General features: G+C 59.9%; 13 protein-coding genes and 1 tRNA gene. 12 read left to right on the forward strand and 2 right to left on the reverse strand.

The features are described 5' to 3' along the window. The first annotated feature begins 138 nt into the window (after positions 1-138). Complete coding sequence (gene ispG / locus AC6H1L_RS18885) at positions 139-1,377, forward strand: flavodoxin-dependent (E)-4-hydroxy-3-methylbut-2-enyl-diphosphate synthase (RefSeq protein WP_497599004.1); 1,239 nt, start codon at positions 139-141, stop codon at positions 1,375-1,377. A gap of 391 nt (positions 1,378-1,768) precedes the next feature. Here the strand turns inward: ispG and AC6H1L_RS18890 are convergent. Then, positions 1,769-1,843 (reverse strand) — tRNA-Val (locus AC6H1L_RS18890). A 387-nt stretch (positions 1,844-2,230) separates the two neighbouring features. On the opposite strand from AC6H1L_RS18890, the gene AC6H1L_RS18895 reads away from it, so the two are divergent. The 10 genes from AC6H1L_RS18895 to AC6H1L_RS18940 all read left to right on the forward strand — a co-directional run bounded on the left by AC6H1L_RS18895 (position 2,231) and on the right by AC6H1L_RS18940 (position 12,147). Then, on the forward strand, positions 2,231-4,828 hold the full coding sequence (locus AC6H1L_RS18895; protein WP_497599005.1) for a CHAP domain-containing protein: 2,598 nt from the start codon (positions 2,231-2,233) through the stop codon (positions 4,826-4,828). 75 nt (positions 4,829-4,903) lie between these two features. After that, entirely contained in the window at positions 4,904-6,595 is a 1,692-nt protein-coding gene (gene aroB / locus AC6H1L_RS18900; protein WP_497599006.1) for a 3-dehydroquinate synthase, read from the forward strand. Continuing rightward, on the forward strand, positions 6,592-7,062 hold the full coding sequence (gene aroQ, locus AC6H1L_RS18905; RefSeq protein ID WP_497599007.1) for a type II 3-dehydroquinate dehydratase: 471 nt from the start codon (positions 6,592-6,594) through the stop codon (positions 7,060-7,062). Before aroB ends, aroQ begins: the two co-directional genes overlap by 4 nt. Continuing rightward, a complete protein-coding gene (locus tag AC6H1L_RS18910) occupies positions 7,059-8,159 on the forward strand; it encodes a M24 family metallopeptidase (protein WP_497599008.1) in 1,101 nt (366 codons plus the stop codon). Before aroQ ends, AC6H1L_RS18910 begins: the two co-directional genes overlap by 4 nt. A 13-nt stretch (positions 8,160-8,172) precedes the next feature. Then, a complete protein-coding gene (efp, locus tag AC6H1L_RS18915) occupies positions 8,173-8,730 on the forward strand; it encodes an elongation factor P (RefSeq protein ID WP_297161697.1) in 558 nt (185 codons plus the stop codon). Between the two features lie 28 nt (positions 8,731-8,758). Beyond that, entirely contained in the window at positions 8,759-9,286 is a 528-nt protein-coding gene (locus tag AC6H1L_RS18920; protein ID WP_497599009.1) for an acetyl-CoA carboxylase biotin carboxyl carrier protein, read from the forward strand. Between the two features lie 14 nt (positions 9,287-9,300). Further along, entirely contained in the window at positions 9,301-10,515 is a 1,215-nt protein-coding gene (gene xseA / locus AC6H1L_RS18925; RefSeq protein ID WP_497599010.1) for an exodeoxyribonuclease VII large subunit, read from the forward strand. Positions 10,516-10,729: 214 nt separating this feature from the next. Then, the gene (gene xseB / locus AC6H1L_RS18930) at positions 10,730-10,975 is read left to right on the forward strand and encodes an exodeoxyribonuclease VII small subunit (RefSeq protein WP_497599011.1); all 246 of its coding nucleotides are present in this window, start codon (positions 10,730-10,732) and stop codon (positions 10,973-10,975) included. 12 nt (positions 10,976-10,987) lie between these two features. Beyond that, the gene (locus AC6H1L_RS18935) at positions 10,988-11,425 is read left to right on the forward strand and encodes a divergent PAP2 family protein (RefSeq protein WP_497599012.1); all 438 of its coding nucleotides are present in this window, start codon (positions 10,988-10,990) and stop codon (positions 11,423-11,425) included. A gap of 98 nt (positions 11,426-11,523) precedes the next feature. Beyond that, the gene (locus AC6H1L_RS18940) at positions 11,524-12,147 is read left to right on the forward strand and encodes an acyltransferase (protein WP_497599013.1); all 624 of its coding nucleotides are present in this window, start codon (positions 11,524-11,526) and stop codon (positions 12,145-12,147) included. A 73-nt stretch (positions 12,148-12,220) separates the two neighbouring features. Here AC6H1L_RS18940 and AC6H1L_RS18945 read toward each other — a convergent pair whose 3' ends face one another. Then, a complete protein-coding gene (locus AC6H1L_RS18945; protein ID WP_497599014.1) occupies positions 12,221-13,528 on the reverse strand; it encodes a phospholipase C in 1,308 nt (435 codons plus the stop codon). A 606-nt stretch (positions 13,529-14,134) separates the two neighbouring features. On the opposite strand from AC6H1L_RS18945, the gene AC6H1L_RS18950 reads away from it, so the two are divergent. Next, complete coding sequence (locus AC6H1L_RS18950) at positions 14,135-14,971, forward strand: DUF4388 domain-containing protein (protein WP_497599015.1); 837 nt, start codon at positions 14,135-14,137, stop codon at positions 14,969-14,971. Positions 14,972-15,082 lie beyond the last annotated feature (111 nt).

A 15,082-nucleotide genomic window follows, 5' to 3' on the forward strand; every position in this document is an offset into this window, starting at 1 on the left:
GCCAGGTGACCAGTGGGGTACAGTGGCGCTCGCCTACTGGATGAGCTGCGCCCGCTCGGAAATTGCTCGCTTCGCTCAGCAGCCCTGTGTCGCAGGGTGCTGCTGTCTCGATAGATGCGTCGGATTGATGGAGTGCTTATGCGAAGAAAGACACGACAGATTCATGTCGGAGATGTGCCGATCGGTGGCGATGCACCCATTGCGGTGCAGTCGATGTGTACCACCTACACCCGCGATGTAGAGAGCACTGTAGCCCAGATCTTGCGCCTCGAAGAGGTGGGCTGCGAGCTGGTGCGTGTGGCTGTCCCCGAGATGGAAGATGCTCTCGTGCTGGGTGAGATCAAAAAGCGTATTCACATTCCTCTGATCGCCGATATTCATTATAATCATCAGCTTGCCCTGGAAGCAATCCGCCAGGGTGTTGATTGCGTGCGCATTAATCCTGGTAATCTGATTCAAGGGCGTAAGGCGCTGGAGGAGATCGTCAAGGCCTGTAAAGAGCGAGGCATAGCGATGCGTATCGGCGTCAATGCCGGCTCGCTTGATGCCCTCGACAAGCAGGCCCAGATGCAGCGTATCCAGGTCCGGCGTCGCTCGGATGGCGTAGTTGAGCGCAGCGATCCGGCAGAGGAGCGTCGGCGTCAGCGCGAGCAGCTAGCCGAGCGCATGGTGAATAAAGCCCTGGAGTACATTGGCTGGTGTGAGGAGCTGGACTTTCATGAAATCAAGGTTTCGCTCAAGGCATCAGCCCCATTGACAGCGATTGAAGCCTATCGACGCTTCTCGCAGCGCTCTGACTATCCGCTGCATTTGGGGATCACTGAGGCCGGGCCTTTGGTGCCAGGTGCTGTCAAGTCGGCGGTCGGTCTTGGCATCTTGCTAGCTGAGGGCATTGGCGATACGATCCGCGTTAGCTTGAGCGCTGAGCCTGAGCAAGAGATCCCTGTGGCCTATGAGATTCTGCGCTCGTTGGAGCTACGCAATCGGGGTGTAACCTTTGTCTCATGTCCTTCTTGTGGACGTGTCGAGATTGATGTTATCGAAGTTGCCAATGAGGTAGAGCGCCGTCTAGCCAAGGTCCAGACGCCTATTCATGTGGCCGTGATGGGCTGCGTTGTGAATGGGCCGGGCGAGGCGCGGGATGCCGATGTCGGCCTGGCTGGCGGACGAGGCAAAGGCGTCATTTTCCGCAAAGGACAGGTGGTACGCACGGTACCAGAAGAAGAGTTTCTCGATGCTGTCTTAAAAGAGGTAGCTTCGCTGCTCCCCGAGCATGAAGCACGCCTGGTCTATCCCGAGGGAGGCATCAAGGAAAGCGCCGGACGTCATCGCACGCGCGATGAGGGGATTACTGAAATCCCCGTGCTGAAGAAGTAAGGATGAATGGAGGCGCTGAGCAGGCAGAAGGCATAAAGAGAAACCAGCGCCAAAATCTCAGCGCAGCCTGGCCCCGGCGAAGCGGGCAGAGCTGGCAAAATGGAGAGGAGCGATGGAGAAGAGCGGCGCTCGTTACGGGGCCAGGCTGCTCGATCGACCGCGATAAGGCCCCCGCCCCATCTACCTAGGGGCGAGATGGCAAGGGGCAGCCAGCAATGCGCCAGTTTGGCTATGCCGGAGGGCAAGGAGCCTGGCCAGAAAGATCGTGCGGTAGGGAAGCTCTCTTTTCCCCTCGCCGTTTCTCCGCTCTGCTCGAGCTTTTCAACGATCTCTTTCGCCACCCTGACCAAAACGGAAATAGGCGTCCCTATCTGGGGGACGCCGCATAGAGTGGGCAATACAGGACTCGAACCTGTGACCTCTGCCATGTCAAGGCAGCGCTCTAACCGGACTGAGCTAATTGCCCAAGCCAACCTCTTCATTCAGGATGATCCTATGATAGCACTGCCCCCAAGCCCTGTCAAGCCCTTTTTGGGCCAGTGTGAGGAGCAGCGGGAAAACAAGTCCGCGTCCCTACCTGGCCGTCCGCCTGCCTTCTCCCCGACCTATGGATGAAAAGGGGGTACAATAGAACCAGAAAGCTACCGCGCTGGTGGCTGGCTCCTGACGGGGTGCGAAGGCCTAGCCTACCAGAAGAAAGCCGCAAAGCAGGCAGGCCACCTTGCGCGCATGAACTCACAATGGTATACTCTCCAAGAAATCGCACAGTAGCAGAAAGACCGCGAGCGTGCTTCAAGCAAAACTGGCCAGCCGTGGCTGCATACAGGTCTTATTTTAGGGAGGAAGAGACCAGATGCATCCTTTGGCCTTCCTGCGGAGGCTCCTGCGAAGTCATGATCGACATCCTGCTGCCGGTCGCACGAAGCGTCGCCATTTCCTCACGCTTTCCCTCGTCGCTGCACTCTGTCTCTGTCTACTGCTCTCGCAAGTCCTGGCCTTAGTGAATCGGCTCCAGGCCAATGCTCAGGGGCTGGGATATACTGCTCCGACGCTCAATACAGGCTGTGACCAACTGAGCTTTAGCGCTGATGGCAATCCATTTGCGCTCTGCCCTGGCCCTTTTCCGCAGGGTGGAAACTGCGTTTGGTGGGCCTGGGAGCAGTGGCACTGGCTGCATTATGATCTGCCCCTCAACTGGGGCAATGCAGCAGACTGGATCAGCGCAGCGCAGCGGGCTGGCCTGGCTGTGGGAACGCGTCCACGGGTGGGAGCTATTGCTGTCTTCCCGCTAGCCGATGGGGTATGGGCCTATAGCTCTGCCGGTCATGTGGCTTTTGTTACCTGGGTCAGTCCCGACGGCGATACCTTTAATGTGACCTATCAAAATTACGGGGACCCCACCCCCGTGCACCTCGGTATTGGTTACCGCGTTTCGGTCATTAACCAGCCACGCTATCAGCGTGGCCAGCTCCGCTTCATCTATTTCCCGGGCCAAATCGATCCTCAGCTCTTCGCGCGTCTGCCCGGCGTTGACGGCGAGTCTCTGGCTGAGGTACTAGCGGCTAATCAGGAGCAGCAGCGTGATCCAGCTACCCTGACCAGCGCGCGCTTAGCCCTCGGTCTGCCACCAACCTCCTCGGAGCAAGAGTTTGATGCTGATTTCACGGGGACGGGCCAGGGCGCGCTCCTGCTCTATAATCGCCAACAGGGCACGCTGAAGGTGCTGCAGCTACTGGATGCTGAACAACTGAGTAAGCGCCCGGGAGGACGCCTCTGGCCCTATGCTGATGCGCCCTCGACCACCTCTGGCACGCTTGCCGGCGCGCGGCTGGTCACCCTGGCTGATCGCCAGGTAGGGCCGCATGGCTGGGGCTCGGATCTGGATATCCGCCTTGGCGATTTTGCAGGCCTCGGCTATGATCAGATCCTGCTCTATAGCCGATCTTCTGGCAAGATCCAGATCCTGAGTCTCGGTCCAGATCTGCAGATTCGCCAGCATATTACGCTTGATGGCTGGGGACCCGGTTGGGAAGTTTACACAGGTCGCTTCAACGGTCAGACAACGGGCTTGCTCCTCTACAATCGCTTTGTCAACTCGCCGACGCCGAGCATCCCTGCGCCGAGTCTGACGCCGACGCCTTTCCCGACCGTGCCGGGCGGGCCGGGAGTCTCACCTGTGCCCAGTCTGGTGCCGACAAAGACGCCTGTCCCTTCGGTCACGCCCAGGCCCACGCCTACGGCGAAACCGACGCCTACGGCTACCGCCACACCGCGGCCAACAGCAACCCTCACGCCACGTCCGTCGCCGACTCCAAAGCCGACGGCTACGGCCACAGCCACGCCACGCCCAACAGCGACCGCTACGCCCAGTCCAACCCCAACACCATCGCCGACGCCGACTCCCTCGCCCGTGGTAACCCCCTCGGCTACGCCCACGCCGCCTACGGCTACCCCTACCGGCACGCCGACGGCTACTCCTAGCGTTACCCCCTCGCCTACGGCGGGCACCATTACGCGGAAGGTGGCCACTGGTGGCGCAGGAGCCCTCGTCATGCAAGGCGGTCTGCCCCTGAGCTTGAATCCTGGCGCGGGAGGAACTGGCGGGGGGAATGATCTGGGTGGAAGCCAGAGCAGTCAATCTCAGCTCTCTCCCAATGTGCTGGTAGTTGACTTTACGAGAAAATTTGAAATCAACCATCTCCAGCGCTATCTGCTCTCTCAGGACTCCTGGGAAATCTATATCGGACGTTTTGTGAACGCCCAGCAAGATGGTCTTTTCCTGTACGATCGCCTCGGTGGCCAGGGGCGCCTGATTAGTTTCAATGCCCGCCTGCAGGTTGCCCGTAACCAGGCCGTGACGGGCCTCGATGGCAACTGGCAGATCTACAGCGGAGACTTCTGTGGTCTTGGTCAGGCCCAGCTCCTGCTCTATGATCCCATCGCTGGCGAAGCTCAGCTCTTGCTGCTGAATAGCGCTCTGCAAGTCAAAGCGCGGCAGAACTACAGCCAGTGGGGCAGCGGCGATATTCTCTACACCGGTCACTTTGGCAGTGCAGCAGAGGGCATTATGCTCTATGACCCATTACAAGCTCAGAGCACCTTTATCGCCTTTGATCATGATGGGCAGATTACTCATCAATATACCGTAGCGAGCTGGGATCAGCGTTGGCAGGTTCTGATCGGCTCATTTGCCAATCCCTCGCGCTGCGACCTCAAGGCAACGTGCTCACCTGACGATGACATTCTGGTCCTTAATCGCCAGACAGGGCGCCTCGAACAGTATGCCTTCCGCTTCCAGTCAACGTTCAGGATCTACGACAACCGCATTCAGGCCTTTGTGCGAGAGGGACTAGCCCAGGAGCAGGATAGCTATCTCAAAATTGTAGATACCTCGACTTTCAGCTTGCTGGCCATCCTGGATACTCCAGTGCACAGCGAAGAGCTTTACTAATCATGTCATGAGGAGGGAGGAAAGAGCCTCGGCGGCTGCCAGGCTGACCGATCAGCTCGTGGTAGAATAATGCGCATGCGTAACGTCTTCTTGATTGGGTTGTCTGGGAGTGGCAAAACGACCGTCGGACGTCTGCTAGCGGAGCGCCTGGGAAGACCGTTCATCGACACTGATCTGCTGGTAGAGCAAAGCAGCGGGAAGCGCATTGCCACCATCTTCGCAGAAGAGGGGGAAAGCGCTTTCCGGGCCCGTGAGAAACAGGCTCTCCAGGCAGCGGCTGCCCAGACGGGTGCTATCATTGCCACCGGTGGGGGCATTGTCCTCGATGCGGACAATCGCCGCCTAATGGCGGAACGGGGAATCAGGGTCTTCCTGAGCGTCGAGCCGGAGACTGCTCTTGAACGCCTGCGCCAGCAGGATGCAGCGGCACGGCGCGCAGGCCTCTCTCCCGAGATACGTCCCCTGTTAGCCGGAGATGATCCTCTGGCGGCCCTGCGTCGCTTGCAGGCCGAACGCCAGGCCCTCTATGCCGAGGCCGAAGCGTGCTGCTCGACCGACGGGAAAAGCCTGGAGCAGGTAGTCCGCGCTGCCCTGGCGGCCTTGATTGCCCTGGGCGCTCTGGAAGGAGAGGAACCCCTTGAACGTCAGATTCGGGCCGGCGGGGGCTATGCTGCCATTGTCGATTGGGGCGGGCTGGGACGACTTCCGGCCTATCTCGCCCGTCTCGATCTGCCACGGAGGGTCTTTCTCTTCAGCGATCAGCATGTCTATGATCTCTATGGCCCTCCGCTCTTGCGGACCTTGCAACGGGCTGGCTGGAGCGCGAGCAGTTATGTCGTTCCGGCAGGCGAGACCAGCAAGTCGCTGGAGCAATTGAGCGCCATTTACGATTGGCTCATCGAGCAGAGAGCAGAGCGTCGTGAAGCTCTCCTCGCTCTGGGTGGTGGCGTTGTGGGCGACCTGGTAGGCTTTGCCGCCGCTACCTATCTGCGCGGCGTCCCCCTGGTGCAGCTACCAACCTCGCTGTTGGCCCAGGTCGATGCGGCCATTGGTGGCAAAACAGGGATCAACCACCCACGTGGCAAAAACCTGATCGGCGCTTTCTATCAGCCCCGTCTGGTGCTGGCCGATCCTGCAACACTGCTGACGCTGCCGCAGCGCGAGCGCACTGAGGGCTGGGCAGAGGTTGTCAAGTATGGTATCATACTCGACGCAGAACTCTTTACTTTGCTAGAAACCCATGCGGCAACTCTGCGCGACTTCTCCTTGCCCCCGGCCTCTCTGCTGGCGCAGATCATCGCGCGTTGTATTGCCCTCAAGGCCGCAGTGATTGAGGAGGATGAACGCGAGCAGGGGCGGAGGGCGATCCTCAACTACGGGCATACGTTAGGCCATGCGCTGGAGAGTGTGACCGGCTATGGTGAATGGCTGCATGGGGAAGCGGTAGCGTTGGGTATGGTGGCCGCAGCTGAACTGGCTTGCCAGGCGGGCTTACTGGCGCGCGAGGAAGCTGAGCGTCAGCGAGCGCTGCTGAAGGCTTTGGGCCTGCCAACTGTCTATCATGGAGTGCCACGGGCCGAAGCACTGCTAGCGGCCATCCAGCTCGATAAGAAGGTGGCTCAGAAGCAGGTGCGCTGGATCATGCCCCGCCGCATCGGTGAGGTCTTCCAGACCACGCTGCCTGATGAGCTGGTCAGCAAGGTGGTGCACTCTCTCTTTGCTGGCGAAGGCACTACGCAGGCCGGGGTGAGGCAGGAAGAAGTATGACGCGCACGATCCTGGTGATCAATGGACCAAATTTGAATCGACTGGGGAAACGGGAGCCGGCCATTTATGGCACGGTCACTCTGCCCTGGATCATTGAACGCCTGCGCCGTCTGGCCGCTGAGCATGCGGTGACGCTGCTCGATTTTCAGTCGAATCACGAGGGAGCGCTCATTGATTTCCTCCAAGAACACGGAGAGCAAGCTGCCGGTGTCATCATCAACCCGGGGGCCTTGACGCACTACTCACTGGCTCTGCGCGATGCTCTAGCGGCTCTCTCGGCCCCGGTCATTGAGGTTCATCTGAGCAATATTTATGCGCGGGAGCCTTTCCGTCATCAGTCCGTAACTGCGGCGGTCTGTCGTGGCCAGATCAGCGGTCTGGGCTGGCGTGGCTATGAGCTGGCCTTGCGCGCTTTGCTGGATATTATTGCTGAAGAGGATGCCCGCGCGAAAGAGGGGGATGCATGAACGACGAGAGCATCGCTGCTGTGCGCGCCTGGCTAGGCGAGCAGGAGCTTGACGCCTGTTTGATCACGCAGCCTCACAATCGTTCCTATCTGAGCGGCTGGCTGGAAGACGATCCCGAGGCGGCCTGGCTACTGGTCTCGCGTGAGCTATGCCTCCTGATTACGACGACGCTCTACCGTGAGGTGGCGGAGAAAGAGGCCCCTGGCTGTCAAGTGCTCGTACCGGAGCGGCGTGAGTTTGCTGAGGCTGTCGCGGCTCAGGCTCGCCAGTATGGCTGGCAGCGTATCGGTTTCGAGGCGGAGGCCCTCAGCTATGGCTACTATGCCAGGCTCTCTCACAGGGGCGAAGGGCAGTTCACCTTGCAGCCGCTGGAGGGCACGATCGTCGACCGCCTGCGTCAGGTCAAGTCGGGCCCGGAGCTAGCGCGCTTAAGGAAGGCTGTGGAGATCACAGACGAAACCTTTGCTCATCTCTGCCGATGGCTGCGCCCCGGGCTGACAGAAAGAGAAGTGCAGTGGGAGATTATTCGAACGATGATCGCCCTGGGGGCGGATGGTCCAGCCTTTGAGCCGATTGTCGCTTCTGGTCCCAATGGCTCCATGCCCCATGCACGTGCGAGCGGGCGCCCTATCGAGGCGGGCGAGCTGATTACGATCGATATGGGGGCGCGTTACCAGGGCTACTGTGCTGATATGACACGCACAGTCTGCCTTGGGGAGCCACGCGAGGAACGTATGCGCACCCTGTATGAGGCCGTGCTAGAAGCGATGCGCACCTGTGAGCGCGGCTTGCGGGCCGGTCTCTCTGGGCGTCAGGCCGATAGTCTGGCGCGAGATGTGCTAGCAGGTTACGGCTTAGCCGAGTACTATATCCACAGTACTGGCCACGGCGTTGGCCTGGAGGTACACGAAGGACCTATGCTGTCGCAGCGAGCCCCCGAAGACGCGCTTCTGCCCGCAGGCGCCGTGGTGACTGTGGAGCCAGGGGTCTACATACCCGGCTGGGGGGGCTTGCGCCTTGAGGATAGTGTGTTGGTGTTGGAAGAGAGGGCGGAGGTGCTAACGCGCTCGCCGCTCGATCTGATCATTCCACAATAGGGAGTGTGTGGCGATGATTTCGACTGGCGACCTGAAGAAGGGCCTTTCTCTAGAGCTAGATGGACAGCTCTATACCATTCTCGATTGGCAGCACATTAAGCTTGGCCGTGGTGGTGCCACGGTTCGCCTCAAGCTGCGCAATCTGCGCACGGGCGCCATCGTCGAGCGCACCTTTGATGCTGGCGAGAAATTCAAGCGGGTCTTCCTGGATCGCGTACATGTAATGTACCAGTACCAGGATGGCGATCAATACCATTTCATGGATACGACCACCTACGAAGACATCGTCTTGACCGAAGAGCAGCTCGGCGATGCCCGGCTCTATCTCACCGATAATATGGAGCTAGATATTATGATGCATGAGGGCCGACCGATCTCGGTTGAGTTGCCTGAGAAGGTGGTCCTACGTGTGACCTATACAGAACCTGGTGTGAAAGGCGATACGGCTACTGGTGGCTCGAAGCCAGCCACGACAGAGACAGGGCTAGTGGTTCAGGTACCGCTCTTTGTCAATATCGGTGACCTGATCCGCGTCAATACAACGACAGGCGAGTACGTTGAGCGCGCCTAGCCTGCCAGCATAAGGGAGGATTGGAGCAATGGAAGTCAAGGGATCACGCCGGGGGGGCAGCCGCGCCGCTCTGGAGAACGGTTCCTATACCACTGAAGCATTGACAGTTGAGCAAATTAAGCGCCTGGTGCAGTTGCTTGACAGCAGCGATGTCAGCGAGCTAGAGCTGAGGGCGCCGACGGCTGGTCTGCGCCTGGCGCTGCGCAAGGCGCGACTCAGCGCTACTGATGGCCTGGCCGCGACCGAAGTCGTTGATGAGGGAGAGGCGGCGACAGAGGAACAGTCAGCGCCTGCCGCTGAGACCCGGCATACAATTGTCTCTCCCTGGGTTGGCATCTTCCATCGCTGGGCCAGGCCCAAGGAGCAGCGTCCTCTAGTTCAGGTCGGTGATCAGGTCAAGGTGGGCCAGCTTGTGGCCACGGTCGAAGCCCTCAATGTAATCAATGAAGTTGAGTCGCCAGTGGCGGGCCGCGTGGTTGAGATCCTGGTAGAAGAGGGCCAGCCGGTCGAGTATGGGCAGCCCCTCATGGTAGTCGATAGCTCCGGCGAAGCCTAGCCGGGAGGGCGCCGATGCTGGCGACACTGAGCGAGCCGCCGCTGACGGTCTCGGAGGCGGTCCACTACTTGAAAAAGGTGCTGGAGCAGGATGAGCTGCTACGCAGTATCTGGGTTCAGGGCGAAATCTCTGATTATAAGGTTCATCTTGCTTCTGGTCATTGCTATTTCACGCTGAAAGACGAGACCGCGCAGCTGCTATGCGTCTTTTTCAAGCATGCCCGCCAGCGGGCCGGCTTGCCCGAGCTGCGCAATGGTATGGCGGTGCTGGCTGCCGGGTATGTCTCGTTCTATGAGCAACACGGTCGGCTGCAGCTCTATGTCGAGTATGTCGAGCCGCTGGGAGAGGGGGCACTTTATCGACGCTTTGAGCAGCTCAAGGAGCGGCTGGCCGCTGAGGGTCTCTTTGCTGAGACCCGCAAGCGTCCGCTGCCTGCGGCTCCGGCTGTAATCGGGGTCGTGACCTCGCTACAGGCGGCAGCCCTCCGCGATATGCTGCGCGTGCTCCGTACACGTTATCCACTGGCGGAGGTGCTGATTGCCCCCGCTCTGGTGCAAGGCTCAGAGGCCCCGACTTCAATTGCGGCGGCTATCGATCTCTTGAATGAGCATGGAGAGGCAGAGGTGATTATCGTGGCGCGCGGCGGCGGCTCGCGTGAAGAGCTATGGGCCTTCAATGACGAGGTGGTGGCGCGCGCCATCGCCCGCTCGCGCATTCCGGTCATTAGCGGCGTCGGCCATGAGACCGATGTGACTATCGCGGATCTGGTGGCCGATTATCGAGCCTCAACGCCGACCGCCGCGGCGACGGCGGCTGTCCCCGATGTGGCCCGCTGGCGTCAGGATCTGCTTGAATGGCAGCAGCGCTTGCAAGATTGCATGTTGACCTATCTGGCTGCACAGCGTGAGCGTTTGCAGCTTGTCGCCCGTGACCTCCAACGCGCTAGCCCGCGTGGTCAGTTGGATCAGCGACGCCAACAGCTCGATGATTTGAGCGAGCGCCTGCTTGCTAGTATGCAGACGCTTCTGACCCTCCAGCGCGAACGCCTCCGGGGAATGGCGCGCCACCTGGCAACCCTTAGTCCTCTGGAGACACTCTCGCGAGGGTATGCGATTGCTCGGCGCGCCGATGATCAGGCGCTGATTACTGCTGTCGAGCAGGTTCACCCCGGCGATCGCCTAGTGCTCCAGCTCGCCAATGGCTCCGTGACCGTTGAGGTGCTCCCCTAGGTCAATTGTTCCTGCCGCACTGCGCAATCGCTCTGGCTCGCTCTAGTCTGCGCTCCTTTTGAGTGGCTTGCTGGTCGATGGCCGGTTTGCTCGACGGCCCGAAAAGAGGGCTGCAAGCTTCAGCGCTGTTCGCGAGTGCCGGCCAAATCCCTTGTCCTGCCTGTATTGCTTGCTATATTGAATTCACCCGAAGAATTGGCGAGATGTGCGCACTATGGAAGATTTGACTTTTGAGGAAGCTTTTCAGCAGTTAGAGGAGACGGTGTCAATTCTGCAAAATGGACAGCTTCCTCTAGAAAAGGCAATTGAGCATTTTGAGCGTGGCATGCGTCTGGTGCATTACTGCAACGATCTCTTACAGCGGGCGGAGCTGCGCGTCAGGCAACTGACCGTTGACAACGAGGGGATGCCAGTAGTTCAGCCGGTGGAGCTGAGCCAGCTCGAAGAAGAGATCGAGTAGTGACGGCTAGCGATGGCGTCGTTGCTGGAAAATCGTGCCTTATTGGCAGCGCTGCTAGCCTGGGCCCTGGCTCAAATGAGCAAAACCCTTATCGAGGTTGTGACGCAGCGACGGCTGAACCTTCGCCGCCTGGTCTCGGCAGGGGGCATGCCCAGCGCCCACTCAGCTCTCGTCATGGGATTGGCCACGGCAGTAGGCCGACTCACAGGTCTCTCCTCGGTTCCTTTCGCCATCAGTATTGTGCTGGCGGGGGTAGTGATGTACGATGCTGCGGGCGTGCGGCGTGCAGTCAGTATCCAGGCTCGCATGTTGAATCAAATGCTTGAGGAGGCCTTTAAAGGCCATCCCATTGGGGAGCAGCGTCTGCGAGAGCTGATCGGCCATACGCCGATCCAGGTTCTGGTAGGGGGACTACTGGGCATTGCCATTGGCCTGCTCGTCACAGCCTGAGCAACGTCGGTTGCCTCTGATCTCTGCAAGCGCCTGTTCTTTTCCCACGGAAGCGGAGCGGCAGCTCAAGAGTGGAATCCAGAAGGAGCGCAGTAGTAATGGAGCAGCATATCAGTCGAAAGGATGTTTTTATTCATCCGACGGCGGAGGTCTCGCCAGAGGCTCAGATCGGCGCGGGTACGCGCATCTGGGGGCTGGCTCAGGTGCGTGAGGGGGCGGTGATCGGAGCAGAATGCATTTTGGGAAGGGGCGTCTATATCGATGCGCGGGTGCATATCGGGGCGCGGGTCAAGATCCAAAACTATGTCTCAGTCTTCGAGGGGGTAACTATCGAAGACGGAGTCTTTATTGGCCCGCATGTTTGCTTTACGAACGATTTGCTGCCGCGGGCGATTACGCCTGACGGGCGTCTGAAAGGGGCACAGGATTGGCAGATTACCCCGACCCTGGTACGCTATGGAGCTTCGCTTGGGGCGCGGACGGTCGTCGTCTGTGGGGTAACCATTGGAGAGTTTGCTCTGGTAGGAGCTGGTTCAGTGGTGACACGCGATGTCCCTCCTCATGCATTAGTGTATGGCAATCCGGCACGCCAACATGGCTATGTCTGTCGCTGTGCCCGGCCTCTCAGCGAGTTGCGTGAGGAACACGGACAGCTCGTCGGCTGGTGTCCTGCCTGTCAGTGTCTTTGCCCGCTACCTGCTCACTCCGCAGGGCGGAGGTGAACAGGGAGAGGCAACGGGGTAGTTCGCTGCGCTTCCCTGCTCACCCCGCAAGGTCAAGTGGCAGCCGTGGACGTCACGGCGCCGGGGGAAGGGGGGGATAGTAGTGGGGGTCCTGGCTAAAGTCAAAGACCTCGTAGAGGTCGCCGATCTGAGCCAACCCGTCGCGTGGCGGAGCGGGCGGTCCCGCGCTGCGTCCGGCGGCGGCCTCGTTATTGGCGGCGGGCGTCTCTTCGTCAAATTGATGGTTGAGACTCGCCAGCGGCGGGAGCCCGAAGGTGCGTTCGATGAATTTGAGCACGGAGCTATGTTCGTAGAGCTGGCCAGCGACGTGGCCGCGCTTGACCCAAGGCGAGATAATCAACGTGGGCACGCGCATGCCGAGGCCGTAGGCGTCCAGTTGCGGCGGGGCGATATGATCGAAGTAGCCGCCGTTCTCATCGTAGGTCAGGATAAAGGCCGCCTTGCTCCAGTAGCGCGAGGCGATGAGCGCGTTAATCATCTGGGCGACTTTCTTCTCCCCTGCACGCACATTGCTAGGGGGGTGCTCGCTGACCTCGCCACTGGTAATGAGAAAGGCAACGTGGGGAAGAGTGCCATTGGCCAGGGCCTGATAGTAGTCATCTTCGCTCCCGTAGAGCCGTGCATCCTTGATCCAGCGCTTGAAATAGGCCAGGCCGTTGAAGCCGTTAGGACTGCCAATATGTTGCCGGCTGTGGCTATTGAGGTTGTAGCTTTGCCAACTGATACCGTACTGATCGAGCAGATCGGCGATGGTTGGCCAGTCCAGCGAGCCTGGTCCGGGCCGGTTATTGGTGATGCCGCCGCAGGTGCCGCTCCAAAGCGCGAGGCGATTCGGCAGCGTGGGCCCAAGCTGGTAGCAAAAGTAGTTGCCACAGAGGGTGAAAGCGTCAGCCAGAGCGTAGTAGTAAGGGAGGTCGTTGCGCGTGTAGTAACCCAGGGCTTCCAGGCCGTCGGTGGTCACGAAGCCGTCCATCTTGCCGCCGTTCCATTCGGCATGGAGAGCCTGCCAGTTGTGGGGAATATCTCGGGTGGTGTAGCTGCTGAAGTGATAGGGCTTGACGGCTGGTTTGCCGGCTCCGCCCGGCTGACTATAGTTGGCCGGTACGGCGAAGCGCCCAGCTCGCTCGTAGTAGCCAAAGTAGGTATCAAAGGAGCGGTTTTCTTGACAGAGGATGAGAATATGTTTCAGCGGGTTCTCCGCCGGGGCTGGGGCCGCTGAGCGAGCCACGGCTGGCCCGCTGGCGGTCAGCGCTCGCGCTCCCAGGCCTGCGCTGGCACCGAGGCCAAAGGCGAAGGCTCCAAGCCGCTTGAGGGCGCGACGCCTGCTCTGACGGCGGAGAAATTGCTGTGAAAAGTTCATGTAGCCTCCTTTGCTCTACTAAACCATCCTGCTGCTATTATAGCGGTATGAGTAGCAAAAGTGAACACAATGTCTATGAATATAAGGGGAGAAAGGTGGGAAGTGGTACTGACAGGCAGAAGCGCGCATAGCTTGACCGGTAGTCCAGTATACGTTAGAATAGGTCTGGCACTCGGCGCCTTATGACTGCGCTTGCCGGCTGAGCGCTCGCGTGCGGAGAGAGCAGGCTCGCTCGCCCGCTCGTCTGTGGGGTATGGGCAGGGCCCAGACCGAGACCGCGCGGTGACCGTAGGCTGCTCTGGGTTGCTGATGGAGCAGGGCACTCCGAGCGCTTTGGGGTCAAGCGATCGATCCAGCCAGTGGGTCAGCCTGTCTGGAAGATGCTTGGACGAGAGCCGCTGGCCTACAGTGGGTGGGGAAGCGCTAACGTGGGGAGGGGCAGATGAGCGAGCAAGAGGGGAAGGCTGGGGGAAGAGGTGGGGGAGGAATGGCTGAGTGAGTAAGTGACCCGCACGTGGCACTGTCTCCCGCTCGTGGGGGGCAGCACCCGAACACTGATGATGGCCTGTCCATCGTTAGGGCAGTTTCGGAGAACGGCGTTGTACTATGTCTTCCAATGCACAGTGGCAGGGTTCCTTAGCTGACCTGCCCAGTATTATCAGCAGTATTAAGCGCCTGCGCGCCTTTGGGCGGCTAACCGTGCGGAACAATACGCGCCTGGGGCTGGCTCATCTCTATTTTCGGAATGGCAGGCTGGTGCATGTGATCGGGACGCGGGGCGCGGTCGATGCCGTACTGGCGGATTTGCAGAGCTGGACACGTGCCACCTTGCGCTTTGAGCGCGGCGTGATGGTCCAGAGTGAGAATGTGACACCTGCCCATGAGCAGCGCTTTGAGCGCTGGCTCTCGCATTTGCAGGCGCGTTACAGCTCTGGAACGGTACCGCGTTCAGGGCCGGCTCCGGGCACATCCACGCCGCCGCCTGTGGCCCAGCCGCGTCCGCAGATTGTGGAGGGCCAGGTGGTGGCCCGCACCAAGGTCAATCAGCTGATCTCGCCCTGGGAGTGGCAATTGCTGGTAGAGGCTACCCGGCGAGTCTCGCTAGCTGTGGCCCAACTGGTCGGGCCAAAGGAGGCTATGAATGTCCTGCGCGACATCATTGACGATTGTTCCGCTGCTTTCCCGGCCTTCTCTGGCCTGAAAATCTCCCCCAATGGCTATCTCTATGTGATGGATAAGTCCCACCTTGACCGTATGCCGCGTGAAGACTTGCTGGAGGGGTTCTCGGCCCTGATTGCTATCTGCCAATATTTCTGCTCTCCCATTGTCGGCGAGGTGGAGGCTCATAAGCTGATTATTCGCGCCTTGGGGGACATCGCGCCAGCTCTTGTCAGCCTGGGGGTCTTTCAGGTCGATAACCGTCTGCTCCTGAATGGTGGCTAGCTAAGCCTGGCAGAGGGAGGAAGCCAGGCCACGCCGCTGCAACCCGGCGCGAATGAGACCGGGCCGAAGCCGGGCCGGGCTGCAGCGGCGTGATGCCGTTTCCTTTGGCCT

It is taken from the genome of Thermogemmatispora argillosa (assembly GCF_059696725.1).

What these genes read in the sequence shown, in the direction of transcription:
- aroQ (WP_497599007.1), top strand. Translation starts at nt 6,592, where the DNA reads ATGACGCGCACGATCCTGGTGATCAATGGACCAAATTTGAATCGACTG.
- ispG (WP_497599004.1), top strand. Translation starts at nt 139, where the DNA reads ATGCGAAGAAAGACACGACAGATTCATGTCGGAGATGTGCCGATCGGT.
- AC6H1L_RS18935 (WP_497599012.1), top strand. Translation starts at nt 10,988, where the DNA reads ATGGCGTCGTTGCTGGAAAATCGTGCCTTATTGGCAGCGCTGCTAGCC.
- AC6H1L_RS18950 (WP_497599015.1), top strand. Translation starts at nt 14,135, where the DNA reads ATGTCTTCCAATGCACAGTGGCAGGGTTCCTTAGCTGACCTGCCCAGT.
- AC6H1L_RS18920 (WP_497599009.1), top strand. Translation starts at nt 8,759, where the DNA reads ATGGAAGTCAAGGGATCACGCCGGGGGGGCAGCCGCGCCGCTCTGGAG.
- AC6H1L_RS18895 (WP_497599005.1), top strand. Translation starts at nt 2,231, where the DNA reads ATGCATCCTTTGGCCTTCCTGCGGAGGCTCCTGCGAAGTCATGATCGA.
- AC6H1L_RS18940 (WP_497599013.1), top strand. Translation starts at nt 11,524, where the DNA reads ATGGAGCAGCATATCAGTCGAAAGGATGTTTTTATTCATCCGACGGCG.
- aroB (WP_497599006.1), top strand. Translation starts at nt 4,904, where the DNA reads ATGCGTAACGTCTTCTTGATTGGGTTGTCTGGGAGTGGCAAAACGACC.
- xseA (WP_497599010.1), top strand. Translation starts at nt 9,301, where the DNA reads ATGCTGGCGACACTGAGCGAGCCGCCGCTGACGGTCTCGGAGGCGGTC.
- AC6H1L_RS18945 (WP_497599014.1), bottom strand. Translation starts at nt 13,528, where the DNA reads ATGAACTTTTCACAGCAATTTCTCCGCCGTCAGAGCAGGCGTCGCGCC.
- xseB (WP_497599011.1), top strand. Translation starts at nt 10,730, where the DNA reads ATGGAAGATTTGACTTTTGAGGAAGCTTTTCAGCAGTTAGAGGAGACG.
- AC6H1L_RS18910 (WP_497599008.1), top strand. Translation starts at nt 7,059, where the DNA reads ATGAACGACGAGAGCATCGCTGCTGTGCGCGCCTGGCTAGGCGAGCAG.
- efp (WP_297161697.1), top strand. Translation starts at nt 8,173, where the DNA reads ATGATTTCGACTGGCGACCTGAAGAAGGGCCTTTCTCTAGAGCTAGAT.